This window comes from Tropicibacter sp. S64, from assembly GCF_049803835.1.
Taxonomy (GTDB): domain Bacteria; phylum Pseudomonadota; class Alphaproteobacteria; order Rhodobacterales; family Rhodobacteraceae; genus Pacificoceanicola.
In genome coordinates this window covers 187,131-204,440 of record NZ_JBNAGK010000010.1, presented here as the reverse complement: position 1 = coordinate 204,440, position 17,310 = coordinate 187,131, and the positions used below count along the sequence as shown (strand labels likewise).

Below are 17,310 nucleotides of genomic sequence, written 5' to 3'. Positions count from 1 at the left end.
CGTCGGACATGGTCCGTTAGCGTCAGGACAGGTGCCGAGGAGAGAGTGCCAGGTTATCAAGGAAGGGAGATCCGCAACAATGACCACAGACATACGAAAAGACGCTTTGAACGCCTATCTCAGCAAGGGTATTCACGACGTCAAGGGGTGGTGTGTTCCGCAGCTGTGGCAGACCATCTGGCCGGTTTACAAGGCCATCGGCGACGGTCCGGTCGCGGAAATCGGTGTGTTCGAAGGCAAGTTCCTCATTGGCCTGTGCAAGACCTTCGGCACCGGGCCGGACAACAAGGCCGCAGCCATCGACCTGTTCGACATGCAGGAGTTCAATCTGGACGGCGCTGGGGTCGGCAAGCTGGAAGTCGTGCGCAACAATCTCGACGGACACGGCATCGGGCGCGACAACGTCACCTATGTGAAAGCCGATTCCCTGACGCTCCGCACCCGCGAAGCAGACCAGTTCGTTGCGGAAAACGGTCTGTGCAAGTTCTTCAGCGTCGATGGCTGTCACGAGGTCGTTCATACGGTGAACGACATCGAATTCGCGATGAAGGTGACCGCCAATGACGGGCTGATCGCAGTGGACGACTACGCCAATCCCAACTGGCCCGGCGTCCAGGAAGCCGTGGCGCGCATGTACATCTTGCGGGACTTCCCGTTCATCCCGCTGGCCGTCACCTGCAACAAGTTGCTGCTGTGCTCCTATTCCTATCACGCAAAATATCTTGAGCTGATTCACAGCTACATTCGCACCAACCATCCCTCGACGCATATGAAATTCGTCACCCGCTTCGGATATCGGACGCTGACCGTTCAGCCGGATTTCCGGACCTGGTCCGACCTGCAATAAACCGCGTCTCCGCCGGAGTTCCTGAATACGCGCTTGCCGGGCCCGCTCCGTCGGAGCTTGCAAGGTGAGCGCGGGATTCGACGTGCCCAGCGGTCCGCCTGCGATTGCGCGGATCGGAGGGCTTTCGGCCAGGGAAGGCGCCAGGCCCTTGTCGCACTGGCGCCTGAAATCACCCCCGGACCGCGGCCTCGATCGCGGCGACGTCGATCTTGCCCATCTCCATCATCGCGTCGAAGGCGCGTTTGGCCGGGTTGCCCCCGGCGGCGATGGCATCGGTCAGGACGCGTGGCGTGATCTGCCACGACACGCCCCAGCGGTCCTTGCACCATCCGCAGGCGCTCTCCGCGCCGCCATTGCCGACGATGGCGTTCCAATAGCGGTCGGTTTCCTCTTGATCGTCCGTGGCGATCTGGAAGGAGAAAGACTCGCTTTGCGGAAACGCGGGCCCGCCGTTCAGGCCGATGCAGGGGATGCCGCATACTGTGAACAGGACGGTCACCACATCGCCTGCCTTGTGTCCGGGGTAATCGCTGGGCGCCTTGTTGACCGCCGTAACGGCGCTGTCGGGGAAAACCGTGGCATAGAACCGCGCGGCGGCCTCTGCGTCCTTTTCGAACCAGAGGCAGATGGTGTTTTTCGGGGCTGACATGATCGTGCCTTTCAGTGAATGTGGCGCTCAGGATTGCGCCCGGTTGCCTTCGTAGTTCAGCATGAAGGGCGTGCCGAACCGGTCCTTGAACATTGCGAAACGCTCGGCCCAGAAAGTCTCGCCCGGCGGCATGGTCACCGCCTGCGCGTTCTCGGCGAGCGCGTCGAACAGCCTGTCGAAGTCCTCGACGGATTTGGGCGCGAGCGAGATCGAGAAGCCCTGCGGCTTGGAATACCACGAATCCGGCGAGTCCGATGCCATGATCATCGTGTGCCCCAGCCGCATGGCCATGTTCATCACGAGGTGATCGCCACCGGGCATCCGGTCATCGGCGCTCGGTGCATCGGCGTTGCGAAAGACGCCCATGATCTCGCCGCCGAGGGTCTTTTCGTAAAAGCTCATCGCCTCGAAGCAATCGCCGTTGAAGTAGAGGTAAAGGGTCGGTTCCATGGATGATCTCCTTGGGTTTCTGGTGAGAATTCAAACAGCTGCCGCGACGCGGGGCAGCGGAAACAGCGACCAGTCCAGCGCGAGCCTTCGCCCCGGTCCGTGCACCGAGGCGACGAGAAGCCCGGCGAAGAAGGTGAAATGATCGACGAAGAAGCCGAACTCGGCCTCGCTCCCCTCCCAGTGCGACGGGCCATGGAAGGCGAAGGCGAGGAAGATCACGTAGACCCCCGCCGCAAGCGCCGCCTCGCGGAAGAAGGCGCCGGTCAGGAAGGCAAGGACCAGTCCGACCTCGAAGAACGCGGCAGCCCAGGCGAGCAGCAGCGGGACGGGAAAGCCCGCGCCGGCGATGTATTCCGCCGTCGTGCCCATGCCGAGGAACTTGAACGTCGCCGCCATGGCGAACATCGCGGCAAAGATCAGGCGGGCGAGGAGGATGGCGATTGTGCTGTACATGTGGGTTACTCCCTGATGTCCGGTTCGACGAGGCGGGCGAGGTTGGTCAGCGACTGCTGCCAGCCGAGATAACAGCCCTCCTCCGGGATCACGTCGGGCACGCCCTCCTGCACGATGCTGATGTCGGTGCCGCAGGACACTGGCCTGAGCGTCACCGTGACCGTCATTTCACCGGGCAGGTTCGGGTCGTCGAAGCTGTCGGTGTAGACGAGGCGCTGATCCGGGATCAGGTCCCGATAGGTGCCGCCAAAGGAATGGCTGTTTCCCGTGGTGAAATTGCGGAAACTCATCCTGAAGCCGCCTCCGACGGTGGCGTCAAGGCTGTGCACCGTGCAGGTGAACCCATCCGGTGGCAACCATTTGGCCAATGCGTCGGGTTCGAGAAAGGCGCGGTAGAGTTTCAGCGGTGTCGTTGCAAAGACGCGGTGCAAGCGGATGGTGCTGGGCATCGTGATATCCTCCCTTGATTGCGGTCAGGCGGGCAAGCCAAGGTCCAGTTGCCGCACGGGCCGGACCTCGATGCTGCCGTATTTCGCCGGGGGAATGCCCTCGGCGATGCGGATGGCCTCGTTCAGGTCGCGGGCCTCGACGAGGTAGAACCCGGCGAGCAGTTCCTTGGTTTCGGCGAACGGGCCGTCATAGAGCTGCGTCTGGCCGTTGCGGACGCGGACGGTGGTGGCGGTCTCGACCGGGTGCAACGGTTCGGCGGCGAGCATGACCTGCGAGTCCACCAGATGCTGCGCGTAATCCGCGCAGACCGGATCGGCGCAGGCGCTCCAGTTCTCGCGGTCGAGGTACACGAGGCAAAGGTATTTCATGGCGCGTCTCCTTGGCTCCTGACCGGCAGGATGGCCGGTCTTCATGGCTTGTCTGATGAGTAGTCGAACGGGATCGGCCGGAATCGACAGCGCGGCGAATTTTTTTTTCGTCAGCCGTCGATCTCTGCCAGGCGCGCCTGCAGGAACCGGCGTTCCGGCTCCTGCCGCGTCAGGGCAATCGCGGTTTCATAGGCGCTGCGTGCCTCCCCGAACCGCCCCGCCCGCCTGAGCAGGTCCGCCTGCGCCGCATGGGCGAGGTGATAGCCACCAAGCCGATCCGACGCGAGCAGCGGCTCCAACAGGGAGAGCCCGGCGTCCGGCCCGTCGCGCATCGCCACCGCAACCGCGCGGTTCAGCGCAATCACTGGCGAAGGCTCGATCCTCAACAGCACATCGTAGAGCCCGGCAATCTCCGCCCAGTCCGTGGCTTTCGCGCTCTCCGCCTCGCCATGCAACGCTGCAATCGCCGCCTGAACCGCGTAGGGGCCGACGCGCCCGGTTTGCAGAGACCGTCGCACCAGCGCCGCGCCCTCCGCGATGGCGGCATGATCCCAAAGGCTGCGGTCCTGATCCTCCAGCGGGATCAGATCGCCCGCCGCCGTCACCCGCGCCGCCCGGCGGGCGTTGTGCAGGAGGACGAGCGCCAGCAGGCCGAGCACCTCCGGTTCGGGCATCAGCTCCGCCAGAAGCCGCGCCAGACGGATCGCTTCGCAGGTCAGGTCGGAACGGAGCAGGTCCTCCCCCTGCGAGGCCAGATGGCCCTCGTTGAACACCAGATAGACCACCCGCAGCACCCGCCCGAGCCGTCCGGGCAGCTGGTCCTTCTCCGGCACCTCGTATGGAATGCCCGCATCGCGGATCTTCGCCTTGGCCCGGACGATGCGCTGCGCCAGCGTGGTCGGCGCGATCAGGAAGGCGCGGGCGATGGCTTCGGTCGACAGCCCGCAAATCTCTCGAAGCGTCAACGCGACGGCGGCCTCTTCGGACAGGCTCGGGTGGCAGCAGGTGAAGATCAGACGCAAGCGGTCGTCCTCGACCGTCTCGATGTTCTCGTCAGGCCCGGCATCGGGCATTTCGGCCGTCGCCTCTGCCTCGGCGGACCATGGCGCCATGCGCTTCTGTCGCCGCAGATGGTCGATGGCCCGGAACCGCCCGGCAGAGACCAGCCAGGCCACCGGATTGCCCGGGGTGCCCTCCCTCGGCCAGCGTTCCGCAGCGGCGAGGAAGGCGCTTTGCAGGGCTTCCTCGGCCAGGTCGAAATCACCGAGTAGCCGGACCAGCGTGGCAAAGACCCGGCGGTTCTCGCGGCGGAACACGTCCTGGATGGGGTCGGCTTGGGTCACGGGCGAAGCTGCGCAATCGGACAGGGAACAAGGCTGCCCCACCTTCGGTTGCGCGCCACCCGGACGCAACCCCTGGCTTATCCCGCAACAGGCTCCGGAAGGGATACGCCGAGTTCCGCAGCGCAGGCGGCAACCCGGGTCCAGACCTCACCCGGCATGCGCACGCCCGCCGAGCGGCTGCGCACCGCGGCCTCGAACGCCCGGTCTCCCGGGATGCGCACCGCGCCGCCGCCCGGGATCGGCCGGTTGGCCCGGCAGGCGGCATTCAGCGTGCCGACCTGCCGCAGGAAATCCTCCCGTCCGCCGAAAGCGTCCGGGTCCATGACCTGCACGAAGACGTTGCCGCCCCAGCGCGTCGGCGCATCCGCCCGGCCCTGCCCGGAGAGTGCCTGCGTCAGCATCTCCACCATCAGCCCCATGGCAAAGCCCTTGTGGCCGTGATCCACCCCGCCCACCGGCAGGATCGAGCCTTTCGGGGTGGCGTTCACCACGGTGGGATCGGTCGTCGCCTGCCCGTTCGCATCGAGCATCCACGGATGCGCGAACCGGGTCCCCGTGTTGATGTGCTCGCGCACCTTGGACACCGTCGTGATCGAGGCACAGGTGTCGATCAGCACCGGGTGCCCGTCGCCGGGATAGCCGATGGCCCAGGGGTTGGGCGTCAGCAACGGCTCGGTGCCGCCATATGGAGCAACCCACTGACCGGAGGGGTCGGAAGTGGCGATATAACAGACAAAGCCCTTGTCGGCGGCGCGGCGGGTCAGGGTCGACAGGCAGCCGATGTGGTGGCTCCTCCGGATCGCCAGCGCCGCCATGCCGAATTCGCCCGCCCGCTCCACGCATGTGTCTATGGCCTGCTTCATCAGCCAGTGTCCGGGCAGGTAATTGCCGTCCCAGACCATCGTGACCCTGTTGTCGCGGACGACCTCATGCGCGCCGGACGCGGTCATGTTTCGCGACTTCAACTCCGGCAGATAGTAGGGCACCATCGACAGCCCGTGCGTCGTCACCCCCAGCTCGTCGGTCTGGACGAGGAACTCGGCCACGACCTCCGCCATCTCCGGGGCAAGCCCGCCGCGGGACAGCAGGGAGGATGCGAGGCCCTTCAGCGCGTCGCGGTCAAAACGGTCGTCGGTCATGGCTCACTTCATCATCAGGGACGGCAGCCAGGTGGCCAGCGCCGGGACATAGGACACCGCGAACAGCACGGCGATGTTGGTCAGCAGGAACGGCAGGATCGCGATCACCACCGGCATCAGCGGCAGCCGGGCGATCCCGGCGCAGACGAACAAGCAGACGCCGACCGGCGGGGTGGTCAGGCCGATCATCAGGTTGAGCACCGCGAAGGTGGCGAAATGCAGCGGCTCGATCGCGACAGCCTGCGCCAGCGACAGCAGCGGCACGAAGAGGATGATCAGCGCCGCGATGGTCTCCATGAACATGCCGACGAAAAGCAGCAGCAGGTTGATCAGCAGGATCACGAGGAACTTGTTGTCAGTGATGCTGAGCACGCCATCCGCGATGGCCTGCGGGATGCGCTCGGAGACGAGGATCCAGCCGAAGACGTTGGCAAAGCCGACAAGGGCGAGGATGCCGGCCGCCGACGTGGCGCTTTCGACTAGGATGAGCGGGACCTTTCGGATCGGGAGTTCACGGTAGATGAACGCTCCGACGATGAAGGCATAGACGGAGGCAACCACGGCGGTTTCGGTCGGCGTGGCGAGGCCGGAGAGCAGGCCGTAGATGATGAGGAAGGTCATCGCCAGCGCCCAGAACGCGCCGGAGAAGCTGCGGGCGACTTCGCCCATGCCCTGCCACTCCTGACGCGGGAAATTGCGGCGGGCGGAGATGACATAGGCCGTGACCATCATGGCAAGGCCCATGAGGATGCCGGGGATCGCCCCTGCGAGGAACATCTGGCCGACGGAGATGCCCGAGAGTGCGCCGACGATGATCATGGGAACGGAAGGCGGGATGATCGGGCCGACGGTGGAAGAGGCGGCTGTCACGGCGGCGGAGAAATCCGCCGGATAGCCCGCCTTCTTCATGCCCGGGATCAGCACGCCCCCGATGGAGGCCGCATCCGCAACGGCGGTGCCGGTGATGCCCCCGAACAGCATGGAGGCGGCGATATTGGTCAGGCCAAGACCCCCGCGTATCCAGCCCACCAGCGCATTGGCAAAGCGGATGATGCGCCCGGTGATGCCGCCCTGGTTCATCAGGTTCCCGGCGAGGATGAAGCCGGGGATCGACAGCAGAACGAAGACGTCCATGCCCGCGTACATTTTCTGCGGCATGACGACGGGCGGCATCCCGGCGAGCAGCAGATAGGCGAGCGACGACAGCCCGAGCGTCACCGCCACCGGAATGCCGAGGACAAGCCCGCCGACGAAGACGGAGAACAGAACGACGACATCCATGGCTTATTCCTCGTCCGCCTTGACGGGCTTGCCGTCCTCGGTTCCGGTCAGCATGCCGAGCACGCGCAATCCGGCGAAGACCGCCAGCATCGCCAGCATCAGCCAGACAGTGAAGTGAATGAAATCCATCCGCACGCCGAGCGCCGGGGAAGTCTGCATCTTGCCGATGGCGACATAGCGCCAGGCGTGAAACAGCAGAAACAGGGCCAGGGCGCAGGTCGCGATGGCAGAGACGAGCCGCAATAGCCAGGGAAGCTTGCCCGGCAGGTATTCGCAGACCACGTCCACATTCACCAGATCGCCGGTGCGGAAGGCCAACCCGGCCCCGAAGGCGACGGAGTAGAGCAGCGCATAGCGCGTCAGTTCCTCGGTCCAGACCGGAGAGAACCCCGTGAGGCGTCCGGTCACCTGGATCAGAACAGCCCCGATCAGAACGGCAAAGGACAGCCCGGTACCCCATTGGGCAATCCGGGTGATGACGTGGATGATCGTGTCGGCGATGCGCATCGGTGCCTCGGCTTGGGAATAGGTCTCCGGCGCCGGGGAGTGAGCGGCGCCGGAGGGGAGCAAAGGTCAGTTCGAGAACAGACCTTCGACGATCGGCTTGATCTCGTCGTTGACGTTCGCCAGCACGGCGTCCTTCGCGGCGGCCTGGAAGGCAGCGGCGTCGACCTCCACAAACGTCATGCCCTTCTCTTCGAGGAAGGCACGGTCAGCGGCGAGGCTTTCGTTGAACAGTTCACGCTCATAGGCCTGTGCGCGGGCGGCGGCTTCCATGACGGCGGCCTTGTCCTCGTCCGACAGCTTCGCCCAGGTGGACTCGGCAATCGTCAGGTAGATCCACGACCGGACGTGATCGGTCAGGTTGACGTGGCTCTGCACCTCGTAGAAGGACGCGGAGCGGATCAGCGCCAGGGGGTTTTCCTGCGCTTCGATGGTTCCGTTCTGCAGCGAGGTGAAGACCTCGGAGAAGGCCATCGGGCCGGGGTTCGCACCCAGCGCCTTCCACACGTCCACAAACAGCGGGACGTTCGGCACGCGCATCTTCAGGCCGTTGAGGTCTGCGGGGGTGGTGATCGGACGGTTGGAGGTCAGGTCACGGGCACCGCGGGCGAAATAGGCGATCGGGCGGATCTGCACCTTCTCGACGATCTGCTGCTTGATGGCCTCGCCGGTCTCGCCGGAGGCGAAGGCGTCCATGTCCTCGATGGTCTTGAACGCATAGGGCACAGCCAGCAGCGCCGCCATTGGCGCCCAGTTCTGCAGGCTCTCGCCGGTGATCGTCATGTCGACGGTGCCGAGTTGCATGCCGTTGATCAGGTCGATCTCCTTGCCGAGGGATTCGTTCGGGAAGACTTCGACGGCAATGCGGCCATCGGTCAGCGCCGAGAGCTCCTCACCGAACTTCACCGAGGCGAGGTGCCAGGGGTTTTCCTCGTTGGCGAGGTGGCCGAGCTTCAACGTCATCTCCTGCGCGGAAACGCCGCCCGCCAGCAGGGCCAGCGCGGTCGCCGCGGCGGCGAGTTTGAATGTGAACGACATGGGTTTTCTCCTCCTTGATGGGTGCATTCTGTTCTCCCCGCCCTGCTACGACAGGGGGGCATTGACCGGCTCGGGGATCTCCCCGTCCGGCAATTCGAAAAAATCTGGGTTGGCGGCGCGGATCTGCGGCAGATCGGACAGGACCTCGCGCAGGTGGCCCCGGATGGCGGCATTCGCCCCCCGCGCATCACCCTGCTCGATCCGGTCGACGATGACCTCATGCTGGGTCACCAGCTTCTGCACCGGGAAATGTCCGAGCGAGAGGAACCGCACTCGGTCCATCTGGGATTTCAGCCCCTCGATCAGCTTCCACGCCCCGCGCTTGCCCGCCGCCCCGGCGAGCGTGCGGTGAAAACGCTCGTCCAGTTCGATGAACGCCTTGGGATCGGTGGCCGCCACGTTGCGTTGGGCCTGCAACTGACCGCGCAGGTCTGCGATCAGGGCCTCGTCCGGTGCGGACGCCAGAATAGCCACGATGTCCGCCTCGATCGCCTCGCGCAGGAAGCGGGCATCGAGCACGGCGGCATAGCCGATCCTGGTGATCACCGTGCCCCGCTGCGGGAGGATGGCGAGCAAGCCTTCGCCTGCCAGCTTGATGAACGCTTCACGCACCGGCTGGCGGCTGACATTGCAGGCGCGGGCAATCTCGCTCTCGGAAATGCGGTCGCCGGGGGCGAAACGGTTGCGGATGATGGCATCGCGCAGACGCACATAAATCTGTGGCGCGATGGCGGACGCCGGGTCCAGATCGCTGGAAATCGTTCCATACGCTGTCATGATTCGTCGTCCTCCCATCGGCGGGATACCATACTTCCATACTAGTCAGCAATCTTTCCGGATGATAGAAAGACCGGGACGACTCGGGAGGACATCAGATGAAACAGACGTGGCGGTGGTTCGGGCCGAAGGACCTCGTGTCCATTGACGACACCCTGCAAGCGGGCGTGGAGGGCATCGTCTCCGCGCTGCACCATGTGCCGACCGGCGCGGTCTGGACACCCGGGGAGATCGCGCAGCGCCAGCGCGAGATTGCCACGATGAAGGACGGCTCCCCTTCCGGCATCGCCTGGGACGTGGTCGAGAGCCTGCCCGTCTCCGAGGACATCAAGAAACAGAAAGGCGCGTGGCGCGAGCATATCGCCAACTACAAGATCAGCCTTAAGAACCTCGCCGCAGCGGGGATCGAGGTGATCTGCTACAACTTCATGCCTGTCCTTGACTGGACCCGCACCGATCTCGCCTGGCGCAGACCGAGCGGCGCGACCTGCATGCGCTTCGACCTGACCGACTTCGCCGCCTTCGACTTGCACATCCTCAAGCGTCCCGGCGCGGCGGACGATTTCGATGACGCCTTGCGCGACGCGGCCTTGCAGCGGTTCAACGAGATGACCGAGGCGCGGCGGGCAGAACTGGCCAAGAATGTCGTCTTCGGCCTGCCCGGCGCAGCGGAGAGCTTTTCGCTCGACGACGTGCGCCAGCACATCGCCGAATACGACAGCATCAGCGAGGAGCGCCTGCGCGGCCATCTGATCGACTTCCTTGCGGAGGTAACGCCGGTTGCCGAAGAACTCGGTCTGCGGCTCTGCTGCCACCCGGACGACCCGCCCGTGCCGCTGCTCGGCCTGCCGCGCATCATGTCCACCGAAGCGCACTACGCCGCCGTGATGAACGCCGTCGACCGCACCGCCAACGGCATCACGCTCTGCTCCGGCTCGCTGGGCGCACGGCCCGACAATGACCTGCCGGGAATGATGGAGCGCTGGGGCGCACGGGTGCATTTCCTGCACCTGCGCAACGTGAAGCGGGAAACGGCAGATGTTCGCGGCTCCTTCTTCGAGGACGAGCACCTGACGGGCGACACGGACATGGTCGCCCTCATCGCTGCCGCGCTGCGCGAGGAAGACCGGCGCAAGGCAGAGGGCCGCACCGACGTCTCCATCCCTTTCCGTCCCGACCACGGGCAGGACATTCTCGACGATCTCGGGCGCAAGGCGCAGCCCGGGTATCCGTCGATTGGCCGGCTCAAGGGCCTCGCGGAACTGCGCGGCGCGATTGCCGGATTGCGGCACGCGCGGCAGAGGCCGCACGGGATGGCGGGATGAGCCGTCTCGACAGCTTCGATGGTCTGCCGGACTCCGTCCAGCGTCCCGGCTATGAGCGCAACGCCCACGGTCCCGGGATCGTCCACATCGGTCTCGGTGCCTTCCACAAGGCGCATCAGGCGGTTTACACGGACGACGCCCTCGCGGCGGCGGGCGGCGACTGGCGGATCATCGGTGTCAGCCTGCGCAGCCTCGAACCCACGGCGGAACTGGCCCCGCAAAAGGGCCTCTACACGGTGATCGAACACAGCGCGGCGGGCAGCACGGCGCGGGTGATCGGCAGCCTTGCGGCGGCCTTGTGCCTCCGGACCGACCGGCAACAGGTGCTCGACGCCCTGACCGCGCCGACCACCCGCATCGTCACCATCACCGTGACCGAAAAGGGCTACGGCCTCGACCGCACCACCGGCGGCATCGACAAATCACATCCCGCCATCGCCGCCGACCTCGCCGCGCCGGACAACCCGCAGGGCCTCGCCGGGCTTCTCGTCTGGGCACTCGGACAACGCCGCGCCCGGGGCATCCCGCCCTTCACCGTCCTGTCCTGCGACAACCTGCCGGAAAACGGCGCCCTGACCCGCAGCCTGCTGGTGGACTTCGCCCGCCACGCCGCCCCGGACCTCGCGCCGTACATCGCGGCGGAAGTCGCCTTCCCCTCCGCCATGGTCGACCGCATCACCCCGGCGCGGGGGGAGGAGACCCTTGCCCTCGCCGAGGCGATGATCGGCAGGCGCGACGAAGCCGCCGTGGAGGCCGAAGCCTTCCGGCAATGGGTGATCGAGGACAATTTCCCCACCGGACGCCCGGCATGGGAAGCGGGCGGCGCGATCCTGACGTCGCAGGTGCGCCCTTATGAAGAGATGAAGCTGCGGATGCTGAACGGCAGCCATTCCATGCTTGCCTACACCGGCTTTCTCGCCGGGCACCGCTACGTGCGTGACGTGATGGCGGACCCGGCCCTCGCGGCTCTGGTCCAGCGCCACCTCCGCGCCGCCGCCGGGACGCTGGCCCCCCTGCCCGGCGTGGATTTCGCAGTCTATGCCGAGGATCTCGCCGAGCGGTTCCGCAACCCGCACCTTGGACACGAGGCCTACCAGATCGCCATGGACGGCAGCGAGAAGATGCCGCAACGCATCTTCGGGGCCGCCGTGGATGCGCTGGAACAGGGGCAGCCGCTGGCCCCCTTCGCCTTCGCGACAGCCGCCTGGATTCGCTACACGCTGGGACGCACTGACGCGGGCGAGGCCTATGCGCTGCGCGATCCGCGCGAGGCGCTGCTGCGCGGCCCGAAGGACGAGGCGCCGGGAGCCACCGTCGCCCGTGTGCTCGCCCTGCCCGGCCTGTGTCCGCAGCCGCTGCTGAACACGCCCGCCTGGAGGGAGGCGGTCACCCGCGACCTGCGGGTGATGCTGGAGGACGGCATGCGCGCGGCCATCGACAGCGCCGCGACCGGCCCTCAGAAACCCGTCCCGACCGCCTGCGGATAGGCGATATAGGTCTGTTCCTCCGCGAACTGCGAGAACCGCTGCACCCACTCGCGGCCGGGCCAGAACACCTCCATCCGCCCTTCCGCCGGGCGGTAGGTCGTCGTGTACAACGTGCCGAAGCCCCGGTCGAAGGCGAGCGAGTACAGCGGCGGACGCAGGAAAGCCCGGATGAACTTGTCCTCCGGCTCGGTGTGCAGCGTGAGGCGCTGCAGCAGGTAGCGCTCGCGCTCCACCGTCGCGGTCAGGCGGGCGTGGCTGCGCCATTCCACCCGCTCCTGATGGTTCGTCGCCACCGCCGCATGGGTGATCTGGGCAGGGCGATCCGGCGCAAGATAGGCCGTCGCAAACCGCCGCGCCGCATCGAGCACGGTGACATTGTAGCTCATGTGGCAGGGCACCCGGGCCAGAACCTTCACCGCCTCCGGCACGGTGCTGCAGGTCTGCAGCACGTAACGCAGGATCAGCGGCACGCCGAAACCGGCCCCGACCTCCTGGCGTCCGCCGAAGGTCAGCGACACCGCCAGCCCGTCGTCGTTCATCCCGTCGACCAGGCCGAACAGCCCGTCGGACATGCCCATGACGCCGCGCCCCTGCCAGCCGGTCTTCAGCAGCACCGCGTCGATGGCATAGGGATTGTAGTCGTAGTTGCGCACCAGCAGCGGCTTGTCTCCCGGCCAGATCGCCTGGCTGCATCCGGACAGGTAGCGCGGCGGGCAGTAGAAACTGAGGAACCGCGCCTCGCGGTCGCCGCCCCCGGCCAGCGAAACCAGCTGTTCATAGAGCGACACGAGTTCCGGCATGTGTTGACGGAGCGCCTGCAACCCCTCCATGTATGTCGGCCGCACGGCCACGCCTTCCCGTGCCCACCAGGTCAGGTAGGCATCCCGGTATTGCGAGAAGAGCCCGGACCATTTCGGTCCGGGCTCGTCCTCTTCGATGGCACGGAAAAGCAGGCCCATACCGGCCTACATAATCTTGAACGCCGGGTCTTCAAAGGCCTGTGCAGAGGGCAGCGCGCGCGCCTTGTAGGCGGTCTTGATGCCCTTGATCCAGTTCTTCGACTTGTCCGTCAGCTTGAAGCCCGATGTCATCGACCGCCCGCGCGTGACGAGAATGCCTAGGTCCGCGCCCTCGTAGCGGTAATCGCCGACGTTGGAGATGCGCAGGAAGAAGGCCTCGTCTTCGGTCTCCACCGCGCGGCGGTGATAATCGAAGCGGTCGAACACCACGGTGCCGTCCGCCAGCATCCTGTAGATGCCCGATTGCGGGGCCTCGGTGATGATGTCGACGCTGTCCTCCGTGTGCTTGATCACCATCTGCGACCAGCTGTCGATCATGTCCGGATCGGCCCAGCGCGCGTTCAGCTCGTCCACGTCGAGATCGAAGGGCTTTTTCGAGAACTCCAGCAGGTGGAACAGGAACAGCGGCGCATCCGCATGGGCGAAGGCCGCGTGGTTGGTCATCGACGAGGCCCCGGTGATGCGCGGGTTCAGCTCGCCCAGCCAGATGTCGTCATTCTTCTTGTCGATCAGGAAGTCGAGCTCGAAGTAGCCGCGATACCCTTCCTTGCGCAGCTGCTCGCCGAACTGGAAGGTCAGCTCCCGTGCCTTCTGGCGCTGCTTGGGGCTGAAGGCGGTCGAGAAGATCTCGTTGCCGCACCAGCCGCCGCGATAGGGCGTCAGCTCGTTGAACCCGACCAGCTCTGTCATCAGCGGACCGACGATGGTGCCCTGCGAGGTGGCGCAGGCCTCGATCGCCGAGCCGCGGCAGTCGATCCGCTTCATGATCTTGATCTCGCCCTCGCCGACGATCTCGTGCTCGTGCTTGCGGAAATCGGCCTCGGACTTGATGAAGAAGGTGGTGTGCCCGCTGTCGCCGAAGGCCGATTGCAGCACCAGGTCGTCCCCCAGCCCCGCCTTCTTGCAAAGCGCCTGAAGGTGGGCGTAATCCTTCACCTCGCTGAGCGTGTTCGGCACCGACGGCACGCCCGCCTTGTTGCCGACGCGCACGGTCTGGATCTTGTTGTCCATCGACTGGCGCAGCTTGGCCTTGGGGAACCAGACCTCGCCGCCGAGTTCCTTCGCCAGCTTCTCGGTCGTCTCGTCGAACATCAGGAACACGAACTTCGGCTTGCCGCCGCGCGACTTGACGAGGTCGACAACCTCCTTGTGCTGGAGCAGGTAGTTGTTGATGTCCTCGATGGACTGGAATTCGTCATGCGGCATCTCGGAGGGCACGAAGACGTTGGGGTGCCGCCCGTCGAAACAGTCCATGTAGCAGATATACTTGAAATTCTTCACCCATTCATCGAGCCCGAGCAGGTTGAAGTTCGTCGCGGACACGAAATAGATCGGGTCCTTGTTGGTATGGAAATACCGGCGGATCTCCGAAATGTTCTTGAGTGTCTTCTTCACCATGTCTGTTTTCTCCCCTCAGGCTGAAGTCTTGTTGACCAGCGCGTCGAGCGCCTCCTTGGTGAACACGCGCAATCCCAGGTCGGCCCGGTAGCCGTGGATCTCGGACACATCGAGCGCGCGCATGAATTTCAGGATTTCCGGGCTGATGACCTGCCCCGGCACGAGGATCGGAAACCCTGGCGGATATGGAATGATGAAACTCGTCGAAACCAGTTCCTCGCCCTTTTCGAGCCGCTCCGTGAGCCGGTCGTCCAGGTCGAGGTAGTCGCAATTGTCCTCGTCGTAGGCGAGGAAATAGGCGGTGCGGATGTCGCCCTCCGGCGTGTTCCCCTCGGCCCGGAAAGCCGGGTGAAAACAGCTGAAATCGGGCAGCGGCGGGACGTGCTCGACCAGCGCCGAAACGCGGTTCTGGAACGACCGCCGCTCCATCTTCGACGCATCGTCCAGCAGGTCGTCAAGTTCGTTGGCGATCTCCACCAGGACTTCGATCAGATAGGCGACCGACGAGCGCGTGGTGCCGATGTTGGTCATGAACAGCACGGTATTGCGCGAGGTCTTGTTGATCTGGATGCCGTATTTGTCCATCAGGATCTTGGTCTTGAAGGTATCGCCGTCCCATCCGGTGCCGCCCACGGCGAGGGTGATGCGGGTGGGATCGAGGACAAATTCGTCCTCCGCCCACATCGTGTGCTTGTCCGTCCAGCCCTGCTTGGGATTGTAGTATTCCTTCGACTCCGTGGCCCGGTAGGTTTCCGGGATCAGATCGGCCACGGTCAGAACCTTGAAGTACTTCTCCAGAAGCGGGTGGGTCGAGACCGCCCGGCGGATCGCCATGGCGCTTTCCACCTGACGCTGGACAAATTCGAAGCCTTCGAGCTCGACCTGCCGCCGCCCGACATCGAGCGAGGCGATGATCTGGTAATTGGGAGAGGTCGAGGTATGGGTCATGAAGGCCTCGTGGAAGGCCTGTTCGACCTCGCCCTTGAAGTCCTGGTCGTTGACGTGGATCATCGAGCCCTGCCGGAGCGAGGTCAGCGTCTTGTGCGTCGACTGCGTGGCATAGGCCCGCACCCGCGCATCCGGTGGCGGCACAAGCCGGGTGGTCAGCCAGACCTCCTCGCTCGCCCCGTCCAGTTCCGCCTGCTGCTTCTCCCAGGCCGCCGCCGTCGCTGGCTCCTTCAACTTCTCGCGCAGCGTGTTGGCGGTGCTCATGGCTGTGCGCTGGCGGTAGGTCGGCTCGAACCGGGCAAAGGCGAACCAGGCCTCATCCCAGAGGAACACGAGGTCCTTCTTGATGGCGAGGCATTCCTCCATGACCCGCTGCACGTTGTAGACCACGCCGTCGAAGGTACAGTTGGTCAGCAGAACCATGCGCACCCGGTCGAGCTTGCCCTCGGCCCGCAGCTTCAGCAGGTGATGCTTGATCTCGCTCAGCGGCACGGCGCCGTACATCGAGTATTGATGCAGCGGATAGCTGTCCATGTAGACGACATTCGCCCCGGCCAGCACCATGCCGTAATGGTGCGACTTGTGGCAGTCGCGGTCCACCAGCACGATGTCGCCGGGCCGGACCAGCGCCTGCACCACGATCTTGTTGCAGGTAGAGGTGCCGTTGGTGGCGAAATAGGTGTGTTTCGAGCCGAACGCCCGCGCCGCCATGTCCTGCGCTTCCTTGATCGGACCGCGCGGCTCCAGCAGGCTGTCGAGACCGCCGGAGGTGGCGGAGGTCTCCGCGAGGAAGATGTTTGGCCCGTAAAAAGCGCCCATGTCCTGGATCCAGTGCGAGCGCGAGATCGACTTGCCGCGGCTGATCGGCATGGCGTGAAAGACGCCGGTGGGCTGCTTGGAATACTCCTTGAGGGCGGTGAAGAACGGCGTCTTGTAGCGCCGCCCGACGCCGCGCAGGATGTTCAGGTGCAGTTCGAGGAAGTCTTCCTGATTGTAGAACACCCGGCGGCACCGCCCGAGGTCCAGCCCGGCGATGTCCTCGGCGGAGCGGTCGGTGATCAGGTAGGCGTCCAGCTCGGGCCGGATCTTGGCGATCAGGCGGCAGGCCTCGGGGCCGTATTCGTAGGGCTGGATCGAATCCACCTCCTCGTCGTCCCCGACCCACTTGAGATACTGGTTCAGGATAGGCAGGTCGTTGTCGGATTTCAGCGCAAGACCGGGGCGGACCACCACCGCCTGCACATTGTGGTTGAACAGGATCCCGATCAGCGCGTCCTCCAGCGACGGCACCACGACCGCCTCGTAGACGAACGGGTCCTCGGGGCGCGCCATCCGCTGCAGGCTGTGGCGCAGGAAGCGCTCCTGCTGCTCGTTGACCTCGTCGACGATCAGCACTTCGAAATACGGCCGCCCCAGCGCCCGCGCCTCCGGCGACAGCGACGCCTCGTCCTCGTAATCCTCGTTGTCGGCCTCGCCGGAGGTCAGCGGGATCGTCCGGCGCCGGTAGGCACCCGAAGTCAGCGCCCGCGAGACCCGACGGACGGAGGTCTGCAGGTCCTCGTAATTGCCGTTCTCCAGAAGCCGGCGCATGTGGGCAAAGCTAGCGCCCCCGGGAAACGCCCAGTAGGCCTCGATCGGCTGCAGGGAATCGAACAGGTCGGCAGCGGTCTTCAGCAGTTTCTTGCCCTGTCGGCTCTCAGCCCCGGTCCGCAACAGCCCTTCGGTGGCTTCGCGCAGGGCGCTCCAGCGGTCAGATCGCAGTTGGGTCGCGCTGTAGTAGTCGCGAATGGAGGGCAGCGCTCCGTCGCCTGTCTGGGAATTCATTGCAGTCTCC

The 17,310-nt window shown here is 65.2% G+C and carries 17 protein-coding genes; 3 read left to right on the top strand and 14 right to left on the bottom strand.

Features of this window, described 5'->3' with window-relative positions:
• Window positions 1-79: 79 nt before the first annotated feature.
• Window positions 80-847 carry a class I SAM-dependent methyltransferase gene (locus tag ACP159_RS16895; protein ID WP_425100909.1) on the top strand — a complete coding sequence of 256 codons (768 nt, stop codon included), beginning with the start codon at window positions 80-82 and terminating at the stop codon, window positions 845-847.
• Between the two features lie 169 nt (window positions 848-1,016).
• On the opposite strand, the gene ACP159_RS16890 is transcribed toward ACP159_RS16895, so the two are convergent.
• From ACP159_RS16890 to ACP159_RS16840, 11 genes are all read right to left on the bottom strand, one after another.
• Window positions 1,017-1,496, bottom strand: a complete 480-nt coding sequence (locus ACP159_RS16890; protein ID WP_425100908.1) for a VOC family protein — start codon at window positions 1,494-1,496, stop codon at window positions 1,017-1,019.
• Window positions 1,497-1,523: 27 nt separating this feature from the next.
• Window positions 1,524-1,946: a VOC family protein gene (locus tag ACP159_RS16885; RefSeq protein WP_425100907.1), complete on the bottom strand. Its 423-nt coding sequence runs from the start codon at window positions 1,944-1,946 to the stop codon at window positions 1,524-1,526.
• Window positions 1,947-1,976: 30 nt separating this feature from the next.
• A complete protein-coding gene (locus ACP159_RS16880) occupies window positions 1,977-2,399 on the bottom strand; it encodes a DoxX family protein (protein ID WP_425100906.1) in 423 nt (140 codons plus the stop codon).
• A gap of 5 nt (window positions 2,400-2,404) precedes the next feature.
• Window positions 2,405-2,848: an SRPBCC family protein gene (locus tag ACP159_RS16875; RefSeq protein ID WP_425100905.1), complete on the bottom strand. Its 444-nt coding sequence runs from the start codon at window positions 2,846-2,848 to the stop codon at window positions 2,405-2,407.
• A gap of 24 nt (window positions 2,849-2,872) precedes the next feature.
• Entirely contained in the window at window positions 2,873-3,217 is a 345-nt protein-coding gene (locus tag ACP159_RS16870; RefSeq protein WP_425100904.1) for a YciI family protein, read from the bottom strand.
• A gap of 110 nt (window positions 3,218-3,327) precedes the next feature.
• Window positions 3,328-4,560 (bottom strand): RNA polymerase sigma factor, encoded by a 1,233-nt coding sequence (locus ACP159_RS16865; protein WP_425100903.1) that lies wholly within the window; start codon window positions 4,558-4,560, stop codon window positions 3,328-3,330.
• A gap of 77 nt (window positions 4,561-4,637) precedes the next feature.
• Window positions 4,638-5,699: an Ldh family oxidoreductase gene (locus ACP159_RS16860; RefSeq protein WP_425100902.1), complete on the bottom strand. Its 1,062-nt coding sequence runs from the start codon at window positions 5,697-5,699 to the stop codon at window positions 4,638-4,640.
• Window positions 5,700-5,702: 3 nt separating this feature from the next.
• On the bottom strand, window positions 5,703-6,980 hold the full coding sequence (locus ACP159_RS16855; protein WP_425100901.1) for a TRAP transporter large permease: 1,278 nt from the start codon (window positions 6,978-6,980) through the stop codon (window positions 5,703-5,705).
• A gap of 3 nt (window positions 6,981-6,983) precedes the next feature.
• Complete coding sequence (locus ACP159_RS16850) at window positions 6,984-7,487, bottom strand: TRAP transporter small permease (RefSeq protein WP_425100900.1); 504 nt, start codon at window positions 7,485-7,487, stop codon at window positions 6,984-6,986.
• A 66-nt stretch (window positions 7,488-7,553) separates the two neighbouring features.
• A complete protein-coding gene (locus ACP159_RS16845) occupies window positions 7,554-8,522 on the bottom strand; it encodes a TRAP transporter substrate-binding protein (RefSeq protein WP_425100899.1) in 969 nt (322 codons plus the stop codon).
• A gap of 45 nt (window positions 8,523-8,567) precedes the next feature.
• Entirely contained in the window at window positions 8,568-9,299 is a 732-nt protein-coding gene (locus ACP159_RS16840) for a GntR family transcriptional regulator (protein ID WP_425100898.1), read from the bottom strand.
• Window positions 9,300-9,397: 98 nt separating this feature from the next.
• Here ACP159_RS16840 and uxuA point away from each other — a divergent pair, with 98 nt between their 5' ends.
• Together uxuA and ACP159_RS16830 are read left to right on the top strand one after the other, a co-directional pair.
• Window positions 9,398-10,624, top strand: a complete 1,227-nt coding sequence (uxuA, locus tag ACP159_RS16835) for a mannonate dehydratase (RefSeq protein ID WP_425100897.1) — start codon at window positions 9,398-9,400, stop codon at window positions 10,622-10,624.
• Complete coding sequence (locus tag ACP159_RS16830) at window positions 10,621-12,111, top strand: mannitol dehydrogenase family protein (protein WP_425100896.1); 1,491 nt, start codon at window positions 10,621-10,623, stop codon at window positions 12,109-12,111. The genes uxuA and ACP159_RS16830 overlap by 4 nt, the downstream gene beginning before the upstream one ends.
• Here ACP159_RS16830 and ACP159_RS16825 read toward each other — a convergent pair.
• Genes ACP159_RS16825 through ACP159_RS16815 form a run of 3 tightly spaced genes read right to left on the bottom strand, consistent with a single transcriptional unit; the run spans window position 12,081 to window position 17,300 of the window.
• Window positions 12,081-13,070, bottom strand: coding sequence for a C45 family autoproteolytic acyltransferase/hydolase (locus tag ACP159_RS16825; RefSeq protein ID WP_425100895.1), 990 nt, complete (start codon window positions 13,068-13,070; stop codon window positions 12,081-12,083). The two genes, ACP159_RS16830 and ACP159_RS16825, sit on opposite strands and share 31 nt — an antisense overlap.
• A gap of 6 nt (window positions 13,071-13,076) precedes the next feature.
• Window positions 13,077-14,528, bottom strand: coding sequence for a biotin carboxylase (locus tag ACP159_RS16820; RefSeq protein ID WP_425100893.1), 1,452 nt, complete (start codon window positions 14,526-14,528; stop codon window positions 13,077-13,079).
• Between the two features lie 15 nt (window positions 14,529-14,543).
• Window positions 14,544-17,300 (bottom strand): aminotransferase class I/II-fold pyridoxal phosphate-dependent enzyme, encoded by a 2,757-nt coding sequence (locus ACP159_RS16815; protein WP_425100892.1) that lies wholly within the window; start codon window positions 17,298-17,300, stop codon window positions 14,544-14,546.
• Between the last annotated feature and the right edge of the window lie 10 nt (window positions 17,301-17,310).